This window comes from Sphingomonas sp. AP4-R1, assembly GCF_013113735.1.
Lineage (GTDB): Bacteria > Pseudomonadota > Alphaproteobacteria > Sphingomonadales > Sphingomonadaceae > Sphingomonas_I.
In genome coordinates this window covers 2,072,230-2,096,056 of the sequence record NZ_CP053346.1, presented here as the reverse complement: position 1 = coordinate 2,096,056, position 23,827 = coordinate 2,072,230, and the positions used below count along the sequence as shown (strand labels likewise).

Below are 23,827 nucleotides of genomic sequence, written 5' to 3'. Positions count from 1 at the left end.
ACCCCCACCATATCTCGTTGCGCGTCGGGACCGTCGCCTCACGGGGCGGTCGCGGCGGGCCAGTGGCGTCGCCATGGCCTTATCTTTCAATCGCTTGTGAAGGATTGAACCGATGCGTACCTTTGATTTCGCCCCCCTGCTCCGCAGCTCGATCGGCTTCGAGAATCTGAACCGCCTCGTCGATCTCGCCACCCGCGGCGAGGGTGATGCCTATCCGCCCTACAATATCGAGAAGGTGTCCGAGGACACGTACCGCATCTCGATGGCGACCGCCGGCTTCACCCGCGACGAGCTGGACATCACCGCGCAGGACAATGTGCTGACCATCACCGGCCGCGCCACAGAGCCGACCGATGGTGACAAGCGCGAATTCCTCCATCGCGGCATCGGCAAGCGCGCGTTCGAGCGCCGCTTCCAGCTGGCCGACACGATCCGCGTGACCGGCGCGTCCTATACGGACGGCCTGCTCAATATCGAGCTGGTCCGTGAAGTGCCCGAGCACAAGAAGCCGCGCACGATCGCGATCGACGGGCAGTCGCCCACGATCGAGGCCGTGAACGACGCGCGCCAGGCGGCCTGAGCCCCGGCGCCCTCGCGGCGAAAAGGCGCCCCTGCCCCTCGCGGGCGGGGGCGTTTTTTGTATCGGGGAAAGAACGGCATTAGGTTCCGCTAATGCAGCTGGCGGACAGAACAGGGCTCACCTACAAACCTGATCTACGCTCGCAGAGAGGCCGAATGCACGTCCGGAACAGTTACCCTATCTTGTTCGCCAGCTTGGTCTTTATGAGCTCACCTGTTTGTGGCCAAGCTCACCAAAGCGATCTCGAACAAGCGAAGCAATTGCTGAGAGAGGGGCATGCGGATCAGTCGCTGGCATTGATCGATCCGATCATCAGCCGGGCAATGAGCGAGGAAGCAAAGGATCCAGCGGCAATTTGCCCAAGTGAAGCCGTTGCCGTTCTGCAGGGTTTCATGAAAGGCGGATTCAAGATTTCCATCGAGAATGACTGGTGTGATGCCCTGCTCCTCAAGGGTTATGCGCTTAACGAGCTAAAGCGACCGACAGAGGCGGCGCAGACACTCGAAATTCTCGTCGGCCACGCCCCCAATAATGCTCAATATTTGACCGAATATGCATATGCGGTTCGGGTGAACGGCGATCCCGAACGTGCGCTCTCCGTCTATAAGAGAGCGGAAACCGCCTCATCGAAACTTCCGGATCGGGCAAGCATCGCGCACTGGCGGGCAGTCGCACTTCGTGGGCAAGGATATTCATACACGGATCTAGAACGCTGGGACGACGCCACAAAGGCATATCGCAACAGCCTTAAATACGAGCCCAAAAATGAAATCGCTCAGCATGAATTACGCTATATTGACGAGCATCGCCCCCATTAGGTCGCTCCGGGCGAAGCGGCCCCCACTTCCAGCCGCCTAGCTCGGCGGGTTGCCCGCTTTCTGGCTGGCCAGTTCCTTCGTGAAGCTCTTCTCGGACGCCGCGACCACGCGGCCCAGTTCGCCCGGATCGACGAACGCGTCCGCCTTGCCGGCATTCAGCACCGCGCGCTTCTCGTTCAGCCCGAAACCCTCGGCGTGATAGTTGAGGAAGATATCCGCCTTCACGCTCTTCAGCTTGCGGAAGGTCGCTTCGAAATCGGCGGCCGCGCTCGGATACTCCTCATTGCCGACCAGCTTCTGTCCCGCCACCGAAATGCTGGAGGCGAAGATCACGCGCTTGCCGGCCAGAGTGGTGAGCCAGCTCGTCGCGCCCTTCGTATGGCCCGGGGTCAGCAGGGCGGTCAGCCGGATCGGGCCGAGTGCCACGACCTGACCATCGCGGACGAGGCGATCGACATGCACTGGCGGGAAATCGGACAGATCGGTGCGGCCCAGCGTCCGCCCCGCCTCCAGATCGGGCATGTCGCCCGCGCTGGCATAGAGCTTCGCGCCCGTCAGCGCCTTGAGCTTCGCGAGGCCCCCGGCATGATCGACATGGCTGTGGTTGATCAGGATGATGCGCACATCGCGCAGGCGGAAGCCGAGCTTCTGGATGTTGGCCGCGATCTGCGGCGCGCTTTCGGGCAGCGCGCCGTCGATCAGCACATGGCCCGCCTTGCCCGTCAGCAGATAGGAAGAGAGCCCCGCCGTGCCGACATAATAGAGATTGCCCCGGATGCGGAACGGCTCGAACGGCCGGTTCCACCCCACGCGCGTCTCCGCCGATTGCGCAAGCGCGGGAGCGAGCGGGGCCGCCAGCGCGAGCAGGCCGGCGGCGAACAAAGCGAGGCGAGTCATCGCACTGTGCTAGCCCGCCGCCGCGCCCGCCCCAAATGCATTCGTCGCCGCCCCGATGTCAGAGCGGCTGGCTGAACAAGGCATAGAGGCTCTTCACGCCCATGACGTAATTGCCGATGCGCAGATTTTCGTTCGCGGCATGCTGGTTATTGTCGTTGTTGACGAGCGGCACGAGCAGGATCGGCGCCCTCACGCCATCCACCAGCGGGCGCGTCGGCACGCTGCCGCCCATGATCGGGATACGGACCGGCTCCGCCTTCCACGCGCCGACGAACGCCTTGTGCGCCCAGCCGCCCACCGCCGCGTCCAGCGGAGTCTGCAGCGCCTGCCCCTGCCCCTCGCCGCCGGCGATGGTCGCGAGCTTCGCATAGGTGGCGCGCTCCTCATCGGTCGGCGGGCCCTGCACCAGATGATAGCCCTGCTTTTCCACCCACGCGCGGACGAGCGCGACCTGGCGCGGCGCGGGCGTGCCCGGCACGGTGCGCGCATCGAAGGTGGCGATGGCGAAGGCCGGGATGATCGTGCGCGAGGCCTCGGGCGAGCCCGCCTTCATCGAGGTGATGTTGAGCGAGGGATAAGCGAGCGCTTCCTGATAGCTCGTCCCCACTTTCTCGTTCGCCTTGATGCCGAGCCGCTTGCGCAGCGCCACCTCGTCATCGGGCACGGCGGCGCGCGCGGCCTTGGCGGCGGGATCCAGCGCCACGCCCTCGTAGAAACCGGGGATCAGCACGCGCCCGTCCGCATCCTTCATCGTCGCCAGCAACTGCGCGAGCGCGAAGGCGGGATTGGATGCGTAATTCCCGTAATGTCCGCTGTGCAACTCGGTCCGCGCGCCCCACACGGTGAGCGAGAAGCCGCCGCCGCCGCGATGACCGAACACCAAAGTGGGCTTGTTGCTCTCGTGCATCGGCCCGTCGAGCATCACCACCGCATCGGCCTTCAGCAGAGCGGCATTCTGCTCGACCACATTTTCCAGCGTCGGCGGGCCGCCTTCCTCGTGGCTGTCGATCAGGATCTTGATGCGGATGGCGGGCGTTTTCCCGGCCGCCTTCAGCGCATCCATCGCCGCCATCAGCATCAGGATCGGCGCCTTGTCGTCCGCCGCCGATCGACCGAACAGGCGCCACTCCGGATCGGGCGCGCCCTTGGCCAACGCGTCGATCGGCAGCACCTCCCACGTGCCGTCCGGCTTCTTTTTCTTCAGTGTCGGCACGAACGGGCCCGGCTGGTTCCATTCGGCCGGGTTCACCGCCTGCCCGTCCATATGCGCGTAGAACAACACCGTCTTCGCGCCCTTCGCGGCGGCGGGCGCCTCGACATAGACCATCGGCGTCTCGCCATCGGCCAGCTGCCGGGCGGCGAAACCGTGGCGCTTGAACGCGGCCTCCACCCAATCGGCGTTGCGGCGCATGTCGGCGGTGGAGGCGCGCATCACGTTCGGGATCATCACCGCATCGACCAGCTCGGGCAGAGTGGCCTGCGCGGCGGCGGTGATCGCTTTCTCGTCGGCGGGGGTGAGCGCCTGACCGGGCGAGACCGCCATCAGCGTCGCCAGCATCAGCGCGGAAACGGAAAAACGGCTCGGTCGGATCATCTCTTGCCCCCGCGCCAGGACGGCGCATGGGCAACAGGATGAAGCGGTTTTCCGCGAAGGTCCAGCGTAACGGCCGCGCTTTACGATGCGCTGCCGGCCTTGCGCCGCTTGTTATCCAGCAGCATCGCGCGCAGCGCATCCAGAATCGGGCGCTGACTGGCAAGCATCGCGGCATCGGCCTCGTCCAGCGGAAACCAGCGCGCCTCGCCCACCTCGGGCACGGTCACGATCCGGCCCGACCGTGGCGGCCATTCGATGCTGATCTCGGCGCTGACGAGGTCCGCGACATCCCAGTCGCGCTCGGTCGCGAAGGCCTCGACGCGCTTGCCGCCCGCCTGGCGCACCGTGCAGAGCCGGCGCGGCGCCTTGCCCTCCAGTACCACGCCCAGTTCCTCCTGCAGTTCGCGCACGGCGGCCTGGATCGGCTCCTCGCCGGGCTCGATCGCGCCTTTGGGGATCTGCCACGCGCCTTCGTTGCGGCGACGCCAATAGGGGCCGCCGGGCAGGATCAGCAGCACATCGATGCCGCGGGCTCCGTGGCGATACAGCAGGATGCCCGCGCTACGGGGTTGGCTCATACATCGCTCCGGCCCCGTCCCATTCCATAACGCTGCGACAAGCCGAGCGTTTCCGCAAGTTTAGCTACGAATGGACCGGCCCTCGCGTTGCACATCGGCCACAGGCCATTCCAAGCGTGCCATCGGGCCGGTAAGGCGGCCTCATGCCAGCGCCCGTCTCCATTCTCGTCGATGCCGATGCCTGCCCGGTGAAGGAGGAGATCTACAAGACCGCCTTCCGCCACGAGGCGCCGGTGACGATCGTGAGCAACAGCCACCTGCGCGTGCCCGCGCATCCCTTGCTCCACCGCCAGATCGTGAGCGACGCGTTCGATGCCGCCGACGACTGGATCGCGGAGGCGGCCGGGCCGGATACGATCGTGGTGACGGCCGACATCCTGCTCGCCGATCGCAGCATCAAGGCGGGCGCCACCGTGATCGCGCCGACGGGCAAGCCTTTCACCGCCGCCTCGATCGGCAATGCGATCGCGGTGCGCGCGATCATGGCCGATCTGCGCGCGGGCGGCGAGCAGCTCGGCGGCCCCGCGCCTTTCTCCAAGACGGATCGCTCGCGCTTCCTCTCCGCGCTGGATGAGGCGCTCGTGCGCCTCAAGCGACGGCCGCCGACCCGTTAATCTCCAACCCGTTTGCACTGAGCTTGTCGAAGTGCTGCCCTTCCTTTCCTGCGCCGGGATAAGAAGAACGGTGCTTCGACAGGCTCAGTACGAACGGGGATAAGATTGCCCCCGGATGTCAGCGCATCCCCAGCCCGATCCGCGCGTTGGCGAAGGACAGGTGGGGCCAAGGACAGGGCAAAAAGTGCAGGAATTTCTTTCTTCTCTCGAACTTTCCCAGGTCCTGCCCTTCATCGCCGTCGGATTTGCCGCTCAGCTCGTGGATGGCGCGCTGGGCATGGCGTTCGGGGTGATTTCCAGCACCCTGCTGATGAGCCTCGGCCTGCCGCCGGCGGCCGCCTCCGCCAGCGTCCATGTCGTGGAGACGTTCACGACGGCGGCGTCCAGCATCAGCCATGTCGCGCATCGCAATGTCGATTGGCGGATGTTCGTCCGTCTGGCGATCCCGGCCGTGATCGGCGGCGCGCTGGGCGCCTATGTGCTGAGTTCGGTCAGCGCCGCCACCGCACGGCCGCTGATCCTGGCCTATCTGCTCTGCATCGGCACCTATCTGATCTGGCGCGGCTGGGTCTCGCCCCCGCGTGAGCGCACGCCGAGGATCATCGAGCCGCTGGGGCTGGTGGGCGGCTTCCTCGATGCGGCGGGCGGCGGAGGCTATGGCCCCGTCGTCACGAGCAACCTGCTGGTGCAGGGCGGCAGCCCCCGCAAGGTGATCGGCACGGTCAACACGTCCGAATTCTTCCTGACGGTGACGGTGTCCGCCACCTTCATCGCGGCGCTCGGCTTTTCGGCCTTCACCCATGCCACGATCGGTCTGCTGATCGGTGGCCTCGCCGCATCGCCCTTCGGCGCGCTGATCGCCAAGCGCGTGCCCGCGCGCCCGCTGATGATTCTCGTCGGCACGGTGCTGACGCTCACCAGCGCCTATGGCATCATTTCGGCCCTGCGTTGATTTCGGAACAAAACATCGGACCGGCAGGAACCGATTGCGGAGTCGGGGTTTCTCCCCCGCAAGGGATGGTGATTACAGGGGCGATACGGGAGCGGCGGAGCCGCGGGCGGGGTTTGAGCGCGCTTTTGCTTGCGGGCGGCCTGTGGACGGGCGCGCTCGACGCGCAGCAGCCCGCCACGCCCGATCCCGCCGCCCAGACGCCCGCACCGCCGACACCCGCTCTCGACGATGCCGAGTTCGACAAGGCCCTGCCGCCGCTGGAGCAGACCGCGCCCGCGACGCCCGCGCCGACGACGGAGCCGCCTCCGCCCCTCGTCGCGCCGGAGCTGCAGCAGCCTTTGCCCCCGCTCGCCACGTTCGAGTCCACGCCCGCGCCCACGATCGGTGCCGAGCAGGGCGATGCGGCGCGCCAGATCCCCTATACGGTGAAGGTCGAGGGGCTGAAGCCGCTGGAGCTGGACGACGATTTCAAAACGCTCTCGGCGCTGCTGCATGACGGCAAGAAGGCCGCCAACGCCACCCAGATCGGCGCGCGCGCGCAGGAGGATAAGGGCCTGGCCGAGCGGCTGATGCGCTCCGAAGGCTATCTCGACGGCACCGCCATCGTCACCATTCCCGCCGCGACCGATCCGGTCGCCACGGTGCCGGTGACGATCACCGCGACGCCGGGCACACGCTACAAGCTGGGTGCGATCACGGTGACGGGCGCCGAGCCCGAACCGACCCGGTTCGCCCGCCGTGCGCTGCGCCTGAAGACGGGCGACCCCATCGCCGCCGCCGCGATCGAGGATTCGGAGGCGCGCGTGGCGCTGCGCCTGCCCGAGCAGGGTTATCCCTTCGCCAAGGTGGGCCAGCGCGACATCCTGATCGACGGGGCGACCGCCACCGGCGACTATACGCTGCCGATCGAATCCGGCCGCAAGGCGCGCTACGGCAAGCTCCGCACCGAAGGCGATCCGGTCTTCACGCTGCGCCACCTCAACGTCTTCCCGCGTTTCGATCCGGGCGAGATCTACGATTCCCGCAAGGTGGACGATCTGCGGCAGGCGCTGATCGGCACCAGCCTGCTCTCCACCGTCTCGGTCGAGCCGATCGCGACGGGCGAGGTCCAGCCGGACGGCACCGAACTGGTCGATCTGCTGGTGCGGCAGAAGCGCGGCCCCGCGCGCACGCTGTCGGCCACGGGCGGCTACGGTACGGGCGAGGGCGTCAAGCTCACCGGCAGCTGGGAACATCGCAACTTCTTCCCACCCGAAGGCGCGCTGATCGTGACGGCGCTGGCGGGCACGCAGCAGCAATCCTTGTCCACCACCTTCCGCCGCTCGGATGCGGGCCAGCGCGACCGGACGTTCGAAGGCGGCCTCACCGTCAGCCGCCAGCGCTTCGACGCCTATGACGCGCAATCGGTGACGCTGGGCGCCAGCATCGCCCGCCAGTCCACCCCGATCTGGCAGAAGCGCTGGACCTATTCGATCGGGACCGAGCTGACCGCCACGCGCGAAACGCCGTTCGACGCTTTGCTCGCGACGCGCCCGAAGGACACCTATCTGATCGCGGCCCTGCCGCTTCAGGGCGGCTATGACACGTCGAACAGCCTGCTCGATCCCACGCGCGGGCTGCGCGTGAACCTGAAGCTGAGCCCCGAGGCGCAGAAGACGACCACGAGCGGCGGCGGCTTCGACACCTATCTGCGCATGCTGGCCGAGACGAGCACCTACCGGCGGTTGACCCGCGCGCTGGTGCTGGCCGGGCGCGTGCGCGTGGGATCGATCGTCGGTGCGTCGCGCGATTCGATCGCGCCCTCCCGCCGCCTTTATTCGGGCGGCGGCGGATCGGTGCGCGGATTCGGCTATCAGCAGCTCGGCCCCAAGGACGTGAATGGCGATCCGATCGGCGGCCGCTCGCTCACCGAATTCGCGGTCGAGGCGCGCTACCGCTTCGGCAATTACGGGATCGTGCCCTTCTTCGACGGCGGCCGCGTGGGCGAGAAATCCACGCCCTCGATCAGCGGCATGCGCTACGGCGTCGGCATCGGCGCGCGTTACTATACGAATTTCGGGCCGTTCCGCATCGACGTCGCCACCCCGCTCAACCGCCAGAAGGGCGAGTCCAAGATCGGCGTCTACATCTCGATCGGGCAGGCCTTCTGATGGCGCGCAAGATCGCGAAATGGGTGGCGCTCGGGCTCGGCGGAATCGTCGTGCTGGTCGGGCTCCTGCTGCTCGGGCTGGATACCGGGCCGGGCAAGCGCCTGATCGCCAACCAGCTGGCCGGCTTCGAGACCGCGTCGGGCCTCAACTTCCGCGTCGCCCGCATCACGGGATCGATCTACAGCCGGATGGTGCTGCGCGGTGTCGAGGTGCGCGACACGAAGGGCGCCTTCCTGACCGTGCCCGAGCTGACGGTCGAATGGCGGCCCTTCGCTTATGCCCATTCCAAGATCGACGTGCGCGAATTCGATGCGCCGCTGATGATCCTCGCGCGCAATCCCGCGCTGAAGGCGGTGCCGAGCGATCCCAACGCGCCGATCCTGCCGGATATCGATCTGTCGCTCCGCAAGCTCCGCATCGGCCGCCTCATCATCCAGCCGCCCGTGACGGGCCAGCGCCATGTCGTGAAGCTCGCCGGATCCGCCGAGATCGCGGACGGGCGCGCGCAGCTGAACGTGGATGCGGGTGCGCTGAAGGCGGCAGGCATTGCCGGCGGCGACCGGCTCCATCTCGCGCTCGACGCGCGGCCCGACGCCAATCGCTTCGGGCTGGACGCGCAGCTGATGGCGCCCAAGGGCGGCCTCGTCGACAGCTATGCCAAACTCGGCAAGCCGCTGATGCTGAAGGCGGACGGACAGGGCGACTGGGCCGACTGGAAGGGCCGCCTGACGGGCGCGCTGGATGGCCAGCCGCTCGCCGCGCTCGACGTCACCGGTCGCAACGGCACGTTCCACACCACAGGCAAGCTCCGCCCCGGCCTGATCCTCACCGGCCCGGCCGCGCGCCTCACCGATCCCGCGATCGATCTCGACCTCACCACCGCCATCGCCAAGCGCAAGGTGGACGTACGCCTCGCCGCGCGCTCGGCCGCGCTGGCGGCGGATGCGGCGGGCCTGATCGATCTGGGCGAAAACCGGCTCGGCAATCTCCGCCTCAACGCCACCCTGCTCCAGCCCGGCGCGGTGGCGCCCAACGTCGCCGCGCGCGACCTGCGCCTCGCCGCCACGCTGGACGGCCCCTTCGCCACGCCCACGATCGACTATCGCGTCACCGCCACCGCGATCGGCTTCGGCACGACGATGGTGCAGGGCCTGAACGCCAGCGGCAAGGCAGTGATCAGCACCGAGCGGATCCTCGCCCCCGTCCACGCGACCGCGCGCGCCGTCACCGGGCTGAACGCGGCGGCGGGCGGCCTGCTCCGGAATCTGCGCCTCGACGGCGACATCGCCTATCAGGACGGCAAGGTCGCGACCGACAATCTGCGCGTCCGATCGGACCGGATCGACGCGACCGCGATCCTCCTCGCCGATCTCGCCAAGGGCACCTACACCGGCGCGCTCAAGGGCCGCGTCAACGATTATAACGTGGACGGCCTCGGCCGGATCAACCTCGTCACCGATGCGAAGCTGGTGCCCGGCCTGAAGGGCGGCTTCGCGATCAAGGGCAAGGTGCGGATCCAGACGCGCAGCCTGACCAACGCCAGCCTGCGCGATCAGCTGGGCGGCAATGCGCTGATCACGGCTGACGTGGGCTATGATCTCGCCGGCGGCGCCACGATCCGCAACCTGCGGATGACCGCGCCCAAGCTGAACATCACGCGCGGCGACGGCTTTTATCGGCTCGACGGGCGGATCGGCTTCAAGGGCGCGGCGCTGTCGCAGGCTTATGGTCCCGCCACGGTCGAGGTGTCGGGCACCGTCGCCAAGCCCGTCGCGCGGCTGCGCGCGCCCCGCCCCGGCCTCGGCGCGAACATCACCGATCTGGAAGCGACACTCACCGGCACCGGGCGCGGCTATCGCATCCGCGCGGGCGGCCAGTCCGATTACGGCCCCTTCTCGGCCGACGTGATGCTGAACATGGGCCGTGGGCCGATGAGCGTCGACATCACCGTCGCCGAATTCGCGAGCATCCGCTTCGCCGGCCATGTCGCGCAGACCGCCGCCGGGCCGTTCGCGGGCATGCTGACGATGAACGGCGCGGGCCTCAACGGCCATGTCCGCCTCGCCGCCGAAGGATCGGTGCAACGCGCCGACATCGACGCGCGCGCCTTCAACGCCCGCATTCCCGGCCCTGCCCCGATCACGATCGGCAACGGCACGCTCCACGCCACCGCGCTGATGACGCCCGGCTCCCCCAGCGTGACCGGCAATTTCGCCTTCGCCGATATCCGCAACGGCCAGCTTCTGATCGCCCGCGCGCAGGGCAAGGTCGATTATCGCAACAATCAGGGCAGGGTCGCGCTGATCGCCAAGGGCGGGCAGTCCGGCGCGCCGTTCGACATCGCCGCGCAGGCGACGCTCTCGCCCGATCGCGTCCTCGCCAATCTGCGCGGCACGCTGAACGGGATCGCCGTCAGCTTCTCCCATCCCGCCGTCCTCACCAAGGGACCGAACGGCTGGACGCTCGCCCCGGCCACGCTCGTGCTGCCGCAGGGGCAGGTCGATCTCAGCGGCACCTATGGCACGCGCACCGCCTTCCAGGCGAAATTGCGCGCGATGGACCTCTCGATCGTCAACGCCTTCACCCCGGACCTCGGCCTGGGCGGAAAGGCGAGCGGCACGATCGATTACGCCGCCGAGGGCACCGTGCCGCATCTGCGCGCGCGGATCGACATCCTCCGCTTCACGCGTACAGCCTCGCTGGTCGTCTCGCAGGCGGCCGACATCGCCTTCCTCGGCACGCTGGACGAGACCGGCGGCGATGCGCGCGCGCTGATCAAGCGCGGCGGGGCTGTGGTCGGCCGGATGCAGGCGCGGCTCGCCCCGCTGGGCGCGGGCGCAACCCTCAGCGAGCGCCTGTTCGCGGCCCCGCTTTCGGGCGGCATCCGCTATAACGGCCCGGCCGAATTGCTCTGGACGCTCACCGGCGTCGCGCATCAGGCGGTGACGGGCAATATCGCGATCGGCGCCGATCTCGGCGGCCGGCTGGACCAGCCGACCATCACCGGCCTGATCCGCGCCAATGCGCTGCGCTACGAGAACGAGACCTACGGCACGGTGCTGTCGAACATGGCGATCGACGGCCGCTTCACCCAATCCCAGTTCCTGCTCAACACTCTGACGGCGAAGGCCGGCGAAGGCAGCGTGCAGGCGAGCGGCCGGGTGGGGCTGGATGCGGCGAGCGGCTTCCCGATCGACATCACCGCCAAGCTCGACAATGCCCATCTCGCGCGCGGAGACGCGATCGACGCGCGCGCCTCCGGCACGCTCCAGATCACGAACAGCAAGGAGGCGGGCGGCCTGATCAAGGGCGTGATCAATATTCCCGAGGCGCGCTACCAGATCGTGCGGCAGGACGCCTCGACCGTGCCCGAGCTGACCGGCCTGCGCCGCAAGGGCGCCCCGCCCGCCGAGGCGCAGCAGGCCTCGGCCCTGCCCAGCAACTGGAAGCTCGACATCCGCATCCGCGCGGACAACCAGATCTTCGTCGGCGGCATGGGGCTGGAGGCCGAGTGGCGCACGAACATGCACGTCACCGGCAATGCCACCAATCCGAACATCGAGGGCAAGCTGGAAGTGGTGCGCGGCACGTACAGCTTCGCCGGGCGCCGCTTCGACATCGATCACGGCATCATCACCTTCCAGGGCGGGATGCTGAACCCGGCGCTCGACATCGCCGCCAGCACCACCGTCGACAGCGTGAGCGCCACGATCGCGATCGGCGGCTATGCGCAGGCGCCGCAGATCACCTTCACCTCCACGCCCACCCTGCCGCAGGACGAGGTGCTGTCGCGCCTGCTGTTCGGCAGTTCGGTCACCTCGCTCTCGCCGACGCAGGCGATCCAGCTGGCGGCGGCGCTCAATTCGCTGCGGGGCTCGGGCGGCGGGCTCAATCCGCTCGGCAAATTGCGCGGCGTGGCCGGGATCGATCGCCTGCGCGTGCTGGGCGCCGACGAAAGCGCCGGGCGCGGCACCGCGCTGGCGGCGGGCAAATATATCAGCAACAACATCTATGTGGAGATCGTCACCGATGCGCGCGGCTTCACCGCCACGCAGCTGGAAGTGTCGCTCTCGCGCGCGCTGAGCGTCCTCAGCCAGACCGGATCCTTCGGCGGATCGAACGTGAGCCTGCGCTACAAGAAGACCTATTGATCGATATTCGATGCGCCGGGCAACTCCCGGAGCCGTCGGGCATTATGGCCCCATGCCCCATTACCATCTGAACATTTACAACGGCCACGGCGACACGCCCGATGCCGAGGGGCGTGACTTTCCCGATCAGGCGGCCGCGCACGAACAGGCCATTGCCGGGATCCGATCGATGCTGAGCGAGGAAGCCCTGACCGGCGCGATCGATCTGTGCGGCCGGATCGAGATCGTGGCGGATGACGGGGCGATCGTCGCCGTCGTGCCGTTCAGCGACGCGGTCGCGATCCGGAGCCCGCACCCGCCCGCATAAGCGCGGTTCGGCGAGAGCGGCCGCCGCAGGCGTGCGACCAACCGCCGTGGCATCCAGCTTACGATATGTTAGGATCGGGCCCGACTGGACCTATTTCGACGCCTGAGCCGCGCCGGAAAGCGGCGTGATCCGCACGCTCTTTCCGCCACCGATCGGGCCAGAGGCTTTCGATGACGACGACGACCCACGGAGATGGCGGACGCCACCGCGCCGGCCCCGGCATACCTCTGCGCATGCCCGCGCTGGTTTCGCCCGTGCGCGTTCACCTGCCCTGGATGATCGGCATGGCGCTGGCGGCGGCGCTGCTCGTCATGGGCCTGTATCTCGCCGTCGCCACGCGCTTTTCGGCAACCGTCCAGATCGCCTTCGATGCCGGCGGGCGCACGATCCCGGTCGAGCGGCTCGAAGCCTATCTCTCCACCCCCGCCCGGCTGGGCGCCACGGTCGACCGGCTCGCCCTCGCGCAGCCGACCGAGGGGGATGCGGCGCGGCTGCGGGCGATGGCCCGGCTGTGGCAGGGGATCGAAATCGAGCAGAGCGATCTCACCAACGTCTTCCTGCTCCGCACGTCGGGCGGCGCGCGGCGGAAGGTGGCACCAGTCGCCAATGCCCTGGCGGATACGTTTGTCCGCGCGGATTCGCCCCGGTCGAACGTGCACGTCCGCATCATCAGCCCCGCCACCGATCCGGTCGCGCCGGATGGCATGCTGATCCTGCCGATCGCGGCGGCGCTGCTGAGCGCCGCGCTGGCGGCCTCGATCACGCTGATCGTGCGCGAGCGGCGGCAGGAAGGGCCGCGCTCGGCCCGCTCGGCCGAAGCCGCGCTGGGCCTGCCCGTGATCGCGATGATCCCCGCCGTCACGGGCCTCGCCCCCGGCGATCGGGCGACGCTCACGGACATGCCGGTGACCGCGCAGCAATCCGATTATGCGCGCGCCTTCCGCCGCCTGCTCGCCTCGGGGCAACCCGGCGGGCGCGTGATCGCGGTCTGCTCGGCGCTGGCGGGCGAGGGCAAGTCCACCTTCGCCATCTCGCTCGCGCGCACGGCGGCGCTGGCGGGGCGGCGCGTGGCGCTGGTCGATGGCGACGGGCGCGTGCGCGCGGCCAGCATCGCGCTGGACGTCGTCGGCCGCCCCGGCCTCGTGCAGGTGATGGACGGCGCGGTCACGCTGGACGATGCGCTCGTCGCGGACACGCGCACCAGCCTGCGGATCCTGCCGCACAGCCAGGATGCGGCGATCCGCAGCTTCTGGGCCAAGGACAGCATGGCGGGCCTGCTGGCCGTGACCGGCGCCCTGTCGCGCGCCTTCGATCTGGTCGTGATCGACACGCCCCCGCTCCTCGCCTTGGTCGAGGCGCGGGATATTGCGAGCGTTGCGGACGAGGCTCTGGTCGTCGCCCGCTGGCGCGCGACGCCGCTCGGCGCGCTGCGCCACGCCCGATCCATGCTGGCGGAAAAAGGCACCCGCGCGTCGCTGGTGCTGAGCTTCGTCCGGCTGGCCGAGCCGGATCGCGCGCCGATCGTGCCGATGGCGCGACGGCGTGGGCGCACAGGGCCTGCGCTGGCTGGGTTGTAGCGCGGTTCACCTTCTCATCCTCCCCCGCCAGGGGGAGGTGTCAGGCGTCAGCCTGACGGAGGGGGAGGAAGCGAGCCGCTCGCTGACCGCCCCCTCCGTCGCCTTCGGCGCCACCTCCCCCTGGCGGGGAGGACGAAAGCCCCCCTCAAATCGATTGTTCTGAAACATAGCGATTGCTAGACCCACTCCCGATAAAAGACGGAAGAGAGGGGTGCAGGATGCAGGATCCGCGTGCGATCATCGATCGGGAGCCGATGTCGCGTTTCCAGTGGATCGTGGTCGCGATCATGATCGGGCTGAACGCGCTCGACGGGTTCGACGTGCTCTCGATCAGCTTCGCCTCGCCCGGCATCTCGAAAGCCTGGGGCGTCGATCGCGCCGCGCTCGGCTTCGTCCTCTCGATGGAATTGATCGGCATGGCGGCGGGCTCCTTCCTGCTGGGAAGCCTGGCCGACATGATCGGCCGCCGCCGCACGATCCTCGGCTGCCTCGTCGTGATGGCGATCGGGATGTTCGGTGCTTCCTCCTCGGGCGGGATCGTCATCCTGTCCGTGTGGCGTGTGGTGACGGGCTTCGGCATTGGCGGGATGCTCGCCGCGACCAACGCGGCCGTCGCCGAGGCCTCGAACGCGAAGCATCGCAACCTCGCCGTCGTGCTGATGGCGGGCGGCTATCCGGTCGGCGCGATCGTCGGCGGCTCGATCTCCGCCGCCCTGCTCGCGCGGCATGACTGGCCGGTGGTGTTCCAGTTCGGCGCGGTCGCCACGCTCTGCTTCATCCCGCTCGTCCTGTGGCGCGCGCCCGAATCGATCGCCTTCCTGATCCAGCGGCCGGACGCACGCGCGCTGCACCGCGTGAACGCCACGCTGCGGCGAATGGGGCATGGAACGGTCGACGCGCTTCCCCCGCCTCCCCCGGCGCGCGCAAGCGTTCCGCTGACCGAGCTGTTCCAGGGCACGCTCGCCCGGCCGACCATCCTGCTCACGATCGCTTATCTCGCGCACATCATGACCTTCTACTTCACGCTGAAATGGATCCCGAAGATCGTGGTCGACCTCGGCTTCGCGCCCTCGGCGGCGGCGGGCGTGCTGGTCTGGGCCAATGTGGGCGGGGCCAGCGGATCGATCCTGCTGGGGCTGATGACGGCGCGCGTGCGCCTCAGCCGGCTGGCGATCGCGGCGATGCTGGCCTCCGTGGTGATGGTCACGCTGTTCGGCCGGATGACGGACGGCATCGGCGAACTGTCCGCCATCGCCGCCGTCGCGGGTTTCTGCACCAATGCCGGCGTGGTCGCGATCTACGCGCTGGTGGCGCGCGCCTTCCCGGTCGGCGTGCGGGCGAGCGCGACCGGGTTCATCATCGGCGTGGGCCGGGGCGGATCGGCGCTGGCGCCCGCGCTGGCGGGCCTGTTGTTCGCCGCGGGCTATGCGCTGCCCTCCGTGGCGGTGCTGATGGCGCTGGGCTCGCTGGTGGCGGCCTGCGCCATCCTGTTGCTCGCGCGTGGCGAAACGCTAGATCAGGCGCGGGCGGGCTGATGTTTCCGCCCATGAGATCGGAGACTTCATGAGCGGCGCGGTATCGGATGCTGGACAGAATGAGGCGCTGGGCGTGCTGGACAGCCTGGTCGGCTATCATCTGCGCCGCGCCTCCGCCGTCTTCGGCAGCGATTTCACGCGCACCGTCGGCGGCGAGGGGCTGCGGCAGGTGCCGTTCGCGATCCTCTCCGTGATCGCGGCCAATCCCGGCATCCGCCAGGGCGCGGCCGGGGAAGCGCTGGGCATCAAGCGTGCCAACATGGTCGTGCTGATCAACGAACTGGCGGAAGGCGGTCTCGTCGAACGCACCCCGGCCGAGGATGATCGCCGCGCGATCGCACTCGCGCTGACGACGAAGGGACAGGCCACGCTGGAGGAGGCCACCGCGCGCCTGATCGCGCATGAGAATGAGCTGCTGGCCGATTTCTCCGGCGCGGAACGCCGCACCCTGATCGATCTGATCCGCCGGATCGAGGCGCGCGAACAGGCGCCCACCGACTGATCGAAAGGGCTTGCACGACTCCCGGACATTGGTTATCCCTCATAACAATAAGACGAAGGAGAGCAGCGTGGCGACGATCAGCGAGGCAGCGCCCCGGAAAGCGGATGGCCCAGCCCTGTTCCAGCGATTGAATCCCGTTACCGGCGAAGTCGCGACCACCGTCACCTCCGCCACCGTGGCGGACGCCCATGCCGCCGCCGATGCCGCAGCCGCCGCCTTCCCCACCTGGTCCGCACTCGGCCCCAATGCCCGCCGCGCGATCCTGACCAAGGCCGCCGACGCGCTCGCCGCCAAGGCCGATGCCTTCGTCGATGCCATGATGGGCGAGATCGGCGCGACCGAGGGCTGGGTCCGCTTCAACCTGATGCTGGCCGTCGGCATGGTGCGCGAGGCCGCCGCCCTCACCACCCAGATCAGCGGCGAAGTGATCCCCTCCGACAAGCCCGGCTGCATCGCGATGGCGCTGCGTGAGCCCGTCGGCGTGATTCTCGGCATCGCGCCGTGGAACGCGCCGATCATCCTCGGCGTGCGCGCGATCGCCGTGCCGCTCGCCTGTGGCAATACGGTAGTGCTCAAGGCCTCCGAGCAATGCCCGCGCACGCACAGCCTGATCATCGAGGCATTCGCGGAGGCGGGCTTCCCCGAAGGCACGGTCAACATCGTCACCAACGCCCCGGTCGATGCGGCCGAGATTGTCGGCGCGCTGATCGATCACCCCGAAGTGCGCCGCATCAACTTCACCGGCTCGACCCATGTGGGCAAGATCATCGCCAAGCGCGCGGCCGAGCATCTGAAGCCGGTGCTGCTGGAACTGGGCGGCAAGGCTCCCCTGATCGTGCTGGACGATGCCGATCTCGATGAGGCGGTGAAGGCCGCCGCCTTCGGGGCCTTCATGAACAGTGGCCAGATCTGCATGTCGACCGAGCGGATCATCGTCGTCGATGCCGTGGCCGATGCCTTTGCTGAGAAGTTCAAGGCGAAGGTCGCCTCCATGCCCGTCGGCGATCCGCGCGAGGGCAAGACGCCGCTGGGCGCCGTGGTCGATCAGAAGACGGTCGATCATGTGAAGGGCCTGATCGACGATGCGCTCGCCGCTGGCGCTTCCCTGCTGGTGGGGGGTGAGGCGAAGGGCGTGCTGATGCCCGCGCATGTGGTGGACCGGGTCACGCCCGCGATGAAGCTGTTTCGCGACGAGAGCTTCGGCCCGGTCGTCGGCATCATCCGCGCGAAGGACGAGGCCGAGGCGATCACGCTCGCCAACGACACAGACTATGGCCTCTCCGCCGCCGTCTTCACGAGGGATACGGCGCGCGGCCTCCGTGTGGCCCGCCAGATCAAGTCCGGCATCTGCCACGTCAATGGCCCGACCGTGCATGACGAGGCGCAGATGCCCTTCGGCGGCGTGAAGGCCTCCGGCTATGGCCGCTTCGGCGGCAAGGCCGGGATCGAGAGCTTCACCGAACTGCGCTGGATCACGATCGAGACGCAGCCGGGCCACTACCCGATCTGACCACAACCCAAGGATCAGCCCATGCTGACACTGGCCATAATCACCGCGGCTGTCGCCGCGGGCGCCACGGCTTTGCCTGCGCCCCCCGCGCCCGGCCTCCATTATGCGTTCACGATCGCAGTGACGCTGGCGGACCCGATCGAGCAGGGAATCGTCGACGGACGCCGCAAGCGTTTCGTGCCGATCACGGGCGGCACTGTCAGCGGACCGAAGCTGGAAGGCATCGTTCTGCCCGGCGGCGGCGACTGGCAGACGATCGGCGCCGACGGCCTCACGATCATCGACACGCGCTACACGCTGAAGGCCCGCGACGGCACCGTGATCGACATCCTCAATCCCGGCGTCCGCGTCGCCTCGCCCGACGTGTCCGCGAAGCTGGCGCGCGGCGAGCCGGTCGGCCCCGACGCTTATTATTTCCGCACCACCCCACGCATGAGCGTGGCGGACGGACCCCATGACTGGCTGCGCCGCACCGTGTTCGTCGCGCGCGGCATCCGCAATCCCGACACCGTCCAGATCGACGTCTTCTCCGTCGACTGACCTACTTCCGAAGGAGTCCCGCATGACCGACCAGACCGAACTCGATACCGTCGCCTTCGAGGTCATCGATCGCGTGGCGTGGGTGAAGCTCAACCGTCCCGACAAGCGCAACGCGATGAGCCCGCGCCTCAACCGCCGCATGATGCAGGTGCTGGACGAGCTGGAGTTTCGCGACGACGTCGGCGTCCTCGTCCTCACCGGCGAAGGCTCGGCCTGGACGGCGGGGATGGATCTGAAGGAATATTTCCGCGAGACCGAGGCCAAGGGGCTGGGCGGGACGCGCGGCGCCCAGCGCGAAAGCTATGGCTGGTGGCGGCGCCTGCGCTGGTATCAGAAGCCGACGATCGCGATGGTCAATGGCTGGTGCTTCGGCGGCGGCTATGGCCCGCTCTTCGCCTGCGACCTCGCCTTCGCGGCGGAGGATGCCCAGTTCGGCCTGTCCGAAATCAACTGGGGCATCCTGCCCGGCGGCGGCGCCGCCAAGGTGGCGACCGAACTCACCTCGTTCCGCCGCGCCATGTATCATTCGCTGATGGGCGAGAATATCGACGGCAAGACGGCGGTGGAATGGGGCTTCGTCAACGAAGCCGTGCCGCTGGCGGAGCTGAAGGATCGCGTGAGCGCGGTCGCGCAGAAGCTGCTCACCAAGAATCCGGTCGCGCTGAAGGCCACCAAGGACGCCATCCGGCGCGTCCGCGAGATGAGCTACGACAATGCCGAGGATTATCTGATCCGCGCGCAGGAAGCGGCCAACAGCTACGACAATGAGGGCCGCAAGGAAGGCATCAAGCAGTTCATCGACGACAAGACCTACAAGCCGGGTCTTGGCGCCTATGATCTCTCCAAGCAGAAGGCCTGAGGACGCGATCATGGCCGCCGCCGACACTCTCGCGCCGCCGCAGGCGCGCTCGCTCGATCGCCTGCTGAAGGCCCGCTCCGTCGTCATCGTCGGGGCGTCCGAAAAGCCGGGCGCGCTCGGCAACAGCGTGCTGCGCAATCTGGAGCGGCACGGCTTCGCCGGGGACATCCACCTGATCAATCCCAAGCGGCCGGTGATCGGCAGCCGGCAGGCGCTGGGCGCGATCGCGGAACTGCCCGAAGGCGTGGACGCGGCCGTGCTGGCCATCCCCGGCGCGGCCGTCCTCGGCGCGATCCGGGAGCTGGCGGCGCGCGGCGTGGGCGCGGCCGTGATCTTCTCGGCCGGTTTCGCCGAGGGTGGCGAGGAAGGCATGGCGGCGCAGGCCGAAGTGGCCCGCATCGCCGCCGCGCATGGCATGGTCGTGCTGGGGCCGAACTGCCTGGGCCTCGTCAATTATCTCGACGGTGTGCCGCTCACCTTCGTCGAGACGCCCGCGCAAAGGCTCGCCGGCCCCGGCGTCGGCATCGTCTCCCAATCGGGCGCGATGGCGGTGGTGCTGGGCACGGTGCTGATGGCCAAGGATCTGGGCATCTCCATCTCCGTTTCCACCGGCAACGAGGCGGCGAGCGGGGTCGAGGATTATCTCGCTTATCTGCTGGACGAGCCGCAGACGCGGGCGATCGGCATGATCGTCGAGCAGTTCCGCAGCCCGAAACGCTTCCTCGCGCTGGCCGAGCGGGCGGGCGCGGCGGGCAAACAGATCGTGCTGCTCCATCCCGGAAAATCCAGCGCCGCGCGCGAATCCGCCGCCACGCATACCGGCGCGATGGCCGGCGACTGGCAGGTGATGAAGACTTTGGTGACGCGCGCGGGCGTCGTGCTGGTCGACAGTATCGAGGAACTGGGCGACGTGCTGGATCTCGCGATCCGCGCGGGGCGGATGGCGTCCGGTACCGCCGTGCTGGCCGAATCCGGCGCGTTCAAGGCGCTGACGCTGGATCTGTGCGAGAACCTCGCTCTGCCCCTCCCCGCCCCTGCTGACGAAACGGCGGCGGCGCTGCGCGCGGCGGTGCCCGACTTCATCGGCATCAGCAATCCGATGGACCTGACCGCGCAGTCTCTGGTCGATCCCGATCTCTATCGCCGGACCTTGATTCCGCTGCTGGCCGATCCCGCTTATGGCAGCGTGGTGCTGGCCATTATCCAGACCGACGAGATGACGGCCCGCCTGAAGTTCGAGCCGATCATCGAAACGCTGCGCGCGCTGGATGCGGACAAGCCGATCATCTTCGCCGGGCTGGACGATGGCGCACCCGTGCCGCCCGCTTATCTGGCGGCGCTGCGCGAGATGGATGTCGCTTACTTTCCCTCGCCCGACCGTGCCTTCCGCGCGATCGCGAAATTGTCGTCGGCGAAGGCGGCTTCGGATGCCGCGACCGCCGCGCCGATCGCAGCCACGCTGCCCCACGGCGGCGTGATCCCCGAATATCGCGCGAAGGACCTGCTCGCCCCGATCGGCATCCCCTTCCCGCGCGGTGGTTTCGCGGCCGACGTGGCGGAGGCCAGGCGCGTGGCGGCCGGGCTCGGCTATCCCGTCGTGCTCAAGGCGCAGGCGCAGGCATTGAGCCACAAGAGCGACGCGGGCGGCGTGATCCTCAACATCGCCGACGATGATGCGCTGGAGGCGGCGTGGGAACGCCTGTTCGCCAATGTGAAGGCCTATGATGCGGCCATCCTGCTCGACGGCGGGCTGATCGAGGCGATGGGCGCGCGTGGGCTGGAACTGATCGTGGGTGCGCGCAACGATCCCGATTGGGGGCCTGTGATCCTCGTCGGCTTCGGCGGCGTGCAGGCGGAGATCCTGCAGGACGTGCGCCTGCTGCCACCCGGTCTCTCGCACGACGAGATCGTGGCGGAGCTGCGCGCGCTGAAGAGCGGCGCGCTGCTCGACGGCTGGCGCGGTTCCCCAGCGCTGGATGTGGACGCCGTGGCCGATCTGATCGCCAATCTCGGCCGCCTGCTGGAGGGCACGCCCGGCATCCGCGAGATCGATCTCAACCCGGTGGTGGTCTATCCCAAGGGCCAGGGCGCGGTTGCGCTGGATGCGCTGATTTTGGCGGAGTGAAGCCCCCGCCTCACTCCCACTACCCGTCACCCTGAACTCGTTTCAGGGTCCATCGCCCGCCCTCTCGGCCAACGGCCGGTCGCTATCGTCGGGTCATGGATGCTGAACCAAGTTCAGCATGACGGGTGGGGATTGAGAAAAGCTCAGGCCAGCTCTTCGTCCGGCAACGTTTCCGTATCCACCTGCGACTGCATCAGCGCCGCATAACGCGGCCCCTTCATCGCATTGTACGGGAACAGAGCCGTCACCACCTCGATCGCATCCTGCGGGATCGGCTTCGTCAGCGTCGCCACATCCTCTTCCAGATGCGCGATATTCTTCGTGCCCGGCAGCGCGATCACAGTCGGGTCCTGCGCGATCACCCAGCCGATCGCGAGTTGCGCCGGAGTCAGCCCCGCCTCGGCCGCGATCCGATCGAACGCATCGACCAGCTTCAGATTTTCGGACAGCTGCGGCTCCACGAAGCGCGGCATCGCGCGCCGTATATCGCCCGGCCCGTAATCGGCCGATCGGACCGCGCCGGCCAGCAGCCCGCGCACGACGGGCGAGAAGGCGACCATCGCCGTGCCCAGTTCGCGGCACGCCGCCAGCACCCCCATCTCCACGTTGCGGACGGCGGGCGAATATTCATTCTGGATCGCCGCGATCGGATGCACCGCATGCGCGCGGCGCAAGGTGGCCGCCGACATCTCGCTGATGCCGATCGCGCCGATCTTGCCCGCGTCCTTCGCGCGAACCAGCGCGCCGACCGACTCCTCGATCGGCACGTTCGCGTCGAGACGGTGGAGATAATAGAGATCGATATGATCGGTGCCGAGCCGCTGGAGCGCGCCCTCCAGCGTGGCCGCGATCGCCTCGGGCCGGCCGTCCAGCCCGCGCTTGCCATCGAACATGCCCAGCACGCATTTGCTGGCGAGCGTGAATTCGGAGCGGCGGTGCATCACCGCCCGGCCGACGAGCTTCTCATTCTCGCCATCGCCATAGAGCGCGGCGGTATCCAGCATCGTCACGCCCAGATCGAGCGCGCGATTGAGCAGGCGCACCGCCTCCTCCTCGGTCGGATAGCCGCCATAAGCGTGGCTGAGATTCATGCAGCCGAGGCTGACGGCGGAGACCTCGAACGGGCCGATGTTGCGGGAGGGGAGAGTCATGCCGTGGCCTTTAGAGCAGGTAAGGGCGACACGAAATCACCCCGTTTGGTTCGAGCTTGTCGAGAACCCTTCTCGACGTCGGTTCTCGACAGGCTCGAACCTTCGCTCGAAGCAAACGGATTCAGATGGGCGGCCAGCCTAAAGCGGCAGGCCGACATAATTCTCCGCGATCACGGTCTGCATCGTTTCGGACTGGGCGACATAATCCAGTTCGGCCGCCTGCATGCGATGCTCGAACGGGCCATCCTCGGGGAACCGGTGCATCAGCTTGGTGAGATACCAGCTGAAGCGCTCCGCCTTCCAGATGCGCGAAAGCGCCTTTCTCTCATAGCCGATCAGCCCTTCCTCGCTGCCCGAGCGGAAATAATCGACCAAGGCATCGGAGAGATAGGCGACATCGGACGCGGCAAGGTTCAGCCCCTTGGCGCCCGTCGGCGGCACGATATGCGCCGCGTCACCCGCCAGAAACAGCCGCCCGTGTCGCATCGTCTCGAACACGAACGAACGCAGCGGCGCGATCGACATTTCCAGCGCGGGCCCGCGCGTCACGCCGAAATCGCAGATCGGATCGAAGCGCCTCGCCAGCTCATCCCACAGCCGGTCCTCGGGCCAGTTCTCCAATGTCTCGGTGAGGGGCACCTGCACATAATAGCGGCTGCGCGTGGGCGAGCGCATCGAGGCGAGCGCGAAGCCGTCGTCCGTGTTCGCGTAGATCAGCTCCGGGTGGCAGGGCGGCACATCGGCGAGGATGCCGAGCCAGCCGAACGGATATTCCCGCTCGAACGATTTCGCCCCGCCGGCGTCCGCGATCAGGCGGCGCGAGGGACCGTGGAAGCCATCGCAGCCGATCACGAACTGCGCGTCGATCCGCTGGATCGCGCCGCCCCGCACGAAGGTCACGAAGGGCGCACCCTCGGCATCGTGGATCGCCAGATCGCTGGCCTCGCAGATCGCTTCCAGCCCGCGCTCCTGCGCGGCGGCGAACAGGTCGCGCGTCAGCTCGGTCTGGCCGTAAACGGTCACGTGGCGGCCGGTCAGCCGCTTGATGTCGATGCGGATCAGCTGGTCGCCGCTGGCGAGGTTGAAGCCGTCCTCGATCAGGCCATCGGCGTTCATGCGCGCATCGATGCCGAGCCGGCGCATCAGATCGGTGGTCACGGTCTCCAGCACGCCCGCGCGGATGCGCGCCTCGACATAAGCCTGCGCCTGACGCTCGATGATGACGACGTCGATCCCGGCCGCCTTGAGCAAATGACCGAGCAGCAGGCCGGACGGACCGGCCCCGATGATCGCAACCTGACGGGTCACCATTCTCTCCTCTATTATGTTATTCTTCATAACATAATCCGACTGCCCTGCAATGGAGCCCGCATGAAAAAGCCCATCG

Annotated in this window: 19 protein-coding genes; 14 read left to right on the top strand and 5 right to left on the bottom strand. The window is 68.0% G+C overall.

Annotation, left to right across the window (positions count from 1 at the left end):
• The first annotated feature begins 112 nt into the window (after positions 1–112).
• Positions 113–580, top strand: coding sequence for an Hsp20 family protein (locus HL653_RS09865; RefSeq protein ID WP_171744380.1), 468 nt, complete (start codon positions 113–115; stop codon positions 578–580).
• Between the two features lie 155 nt (positions 581–735).
• Positions 736–1,398, top strand: a complete 663-nt coding sequence (locus HL653_RS09860) for a tetratricopeptide repeat protein (RefSeq protein WP_171744379.1) — start codon at positions 736–738, stop codon at positions 1,396–1,398.
• A gap of 36 nt (positions 1,399–1,434) precedes the next feature.
• Here the strand turns inward: HL653_RS09860 and bla are convergent, their stop codons facing one another.
• From bla to HL653_RS09845, 3 genes are all read right to left on the bottom strand, one after another.
• The gene (gene bla / locus HL653_RS09855; RefSeq protein WP_171744378.1) at positions 1,435–2,295 is read right to left on the bottom strand and encodes a subclass B3 metallo-beta-lactamase; all 861 of its coding nucleotides are present in this window, start codon (positions 2,293–2,295) and stop codon (positions 1,435–1,437) included.
• A 58-nt stretch (positions 2,296–2,353) separates the two neighbouring features.
• On the bottom strand, positions 2,354–3,889 hold the full coding sequence (locus HL653_RS09850; RefSeq protein WP_216599968.1) for a M20/M25/M40 family metallo-hydrolase: 1,536 nt from the start codon (positions 3,887–3,889) through the stop codon (positions 2,354–2,356).
• 80 nt (positions 3,890–3,969) lie between these two features.
• On the bottom strand, positions 3,970–4,467 hold the full coding sequence (locus tag HL653_RS09845) for an NUDIX domain-containing protein (RefSeq protein ID WP_171744377.1): 498 nt from the start codon (positions 4,465–4,467) through the stop codon (positions 3,970–3,972).
• 143 nt (positions 4,468–4,610) lie between these two features.
• Between HL653_RS09845 and HL653_RS09840 the strand changes: the two genes are divergently transcribed.
• The 12 genes from HL653_RS09840 (at position 4,611) to HL653_RS09785 (ending at position 21,289) form a co-directional block, all read left to right on the top strand.
• The gene (locus HL653_RS09840) at positions 4,611–5,081 is read left to right on the top strand and encodes a YaiI/YqxD family protein (RefSeq protein WP_171744376.1); all 471 of its coding nucleotides are present in this window, start codon (positions 4,611–4,613) and stop codon (positions 5,079–5,081) included.
• A 184-nt stretch (positions 5,082–5,265) separates the two neighbouring features.
• On the top strand, positions 5,266–6,033 hold the full coding sequence (locus tag HL653_RS09835; protein ID WP_253717827.1) for a sulfite exporter TauE/SafE family protein: 768 nt from the start codon (positions 5,266–5,268) through the stop codon (positions 6,031–6,033).
• Between the two features lie 113 nt (positions 6,034–6,146).
• The gene (locus HL653_RS09830) at positions 6,147–8,183 is read left to right on the top strand and encodes an autotransporter assembly complex family protein (RefSeq protein WP_253717825.1); all 2,037 of its coding nucleotides are present in this window, start codon (positions 6,147–6,149) and stop codon (positions 8,181–8,183) included.
• Positions 8,183–12,334 carry a translocation/assembly module TamB domain-containing protein gene (locus HL653_RS09825; protein WP_171744373.1) on the top strand — a complete coding sequence of 1,384 codons (4,152 nt, stop codon included), beginning with the start codon at positions 8,183–8,185 and terminating at the stop codon, positions 12,332–12,334. The genes HL653_RS09830 and HL653_RS09825 overlap by 1 nt, the downstream gene beginning before the upstream one ends.
• 52 nt (positions 12,335–12,386) lie before the next feature.
• Positions 12,387–12,641 (top strand): hypothetical protein, encoded by a 255-nt coding sequence (locus HL653_RS09820; protein WP_171744372.1) that lies wholly within the window; start codon positions 12,387–12,389, stop codon positions 12,639–12,641.
• Positions 12,642–12,811: 170 nt separating this feature from the next.
• Positions 12,812–14,218 (top strand): CpsD/CapB family tyrosine-protein kinase, encoded by a 1,407-nt coding sequence (locus HL653_RS09815; RefSeq protein WP_171744371.1) that lies wholly within the window; start codon positions 12,812–12,814, stop codon positions 14,216–14,218.
• Between the two features lie 218 nt (positions 14,219–14,436).
• Positions 14,437–15,753 (top strand): MFS transporter, encoded by a 1,317-nt coding sequence (locus tag HL653_RS09810; RefSeq protein WP_171744370.1) that lies wholly within the window; start codon positions 14,437–14,439, stop codon positions 15,751–15,753.
• Between the two features lie 28 nt (positions 15,754–15,781).
• Positions 15,782–16,255 (top strand): MarR family winged helix-turn-helix transcriptional regulator, encoded by a 474-nt coding sequence (locus tag HL653_RS09805; protein WP_171744369.1) that lies wholly within the window; start codon positions 15,782–15,784, stop codon positions 16,253–16,255.
• Between the two features lie 67 nt (positions 16,256–16,322).
• On the top strand, positions 16,323–17,765 hold the full coding sequence (locus HL653_RS09800) for an aldehyde dehydrogenase (protein WP_253717823.1): 1,443 nt from the start codon (positions 16,323–16,325) through the stop codon (positions 17,763–17,765).
• A gap of 21 nt (positions 17,766–17,786) precedes the next feature.
• On the top strand, positions 17,787–18,305 hold the full coding sequence (locus HL653_RS09795; RefSeq protein ID WP_171744368.1) for a DUF3237 domain-containing protein: 519 nt from the start codon (positions 17,787–17,789) through the stop codon (positions 18,303–18,305).
• Between the two features lie 22 nt (positions 18,306–18,327).
• The gene (locus HL653_RS09790) at positions 18,328–19,164 is read left to right on the top strand and encodes a p-hydroxycinnamoyl CoA hydratase/lyase (RefSeq protein WP_171744367.1); all 837 of its coding nucleotides are present in this window, start codon (positions 18,328–18,330) and stop codon (positions 19,162–19,164) included.
• Between the two features lie 10 nt (positions 19,165–19,174).
• Positions 19,175–21,289 (top strand): acetate--CoA ligase family protein, encoded by a 2,115-nt coding sequence (locus HL653_RS09785; protein WP_171744366.1) that lies wholly within the window; start codon positions 19,175–19,177, stop codon positions 21,287–21,289.
• A gap of 143 nt (positions 21,290–21,432) precedes the next feature.
• Here HL653_RS09785 and HL653_RS09780 read toward each other — a convergent pair whose 3' ends face one another.
• Positions 21,433–22,440 carry an aldo/keto reductase gene (locus tag HL653_RS09780; RefSeq protein WP_171744365.1) on the bottom strand — a complete coding sequence of 336 codons (1,008 nt, stop codon included), beginning with the start codon at positions 22,438–22,440 and terminating at the stop codon, positions 21,433–21,435.
• A gap of 138 nt (positions 22,441–22,578) precedes the next feature.
• Positions 22,579–23,748: a 4-hydroxybenzoate 3-monooxygenase gene (pobA, locus tag HL653_RS09775; RefSeq protein ID WP_171746880.1), complete on the bottom strand. Its 1,170-nt coding sequence runs from the start codon at positions 23,746–23,748 to the stop codon at positions 22,579–22,581.
• Positions 23,749–23,827: the final 79 nt, after the last annotated feature.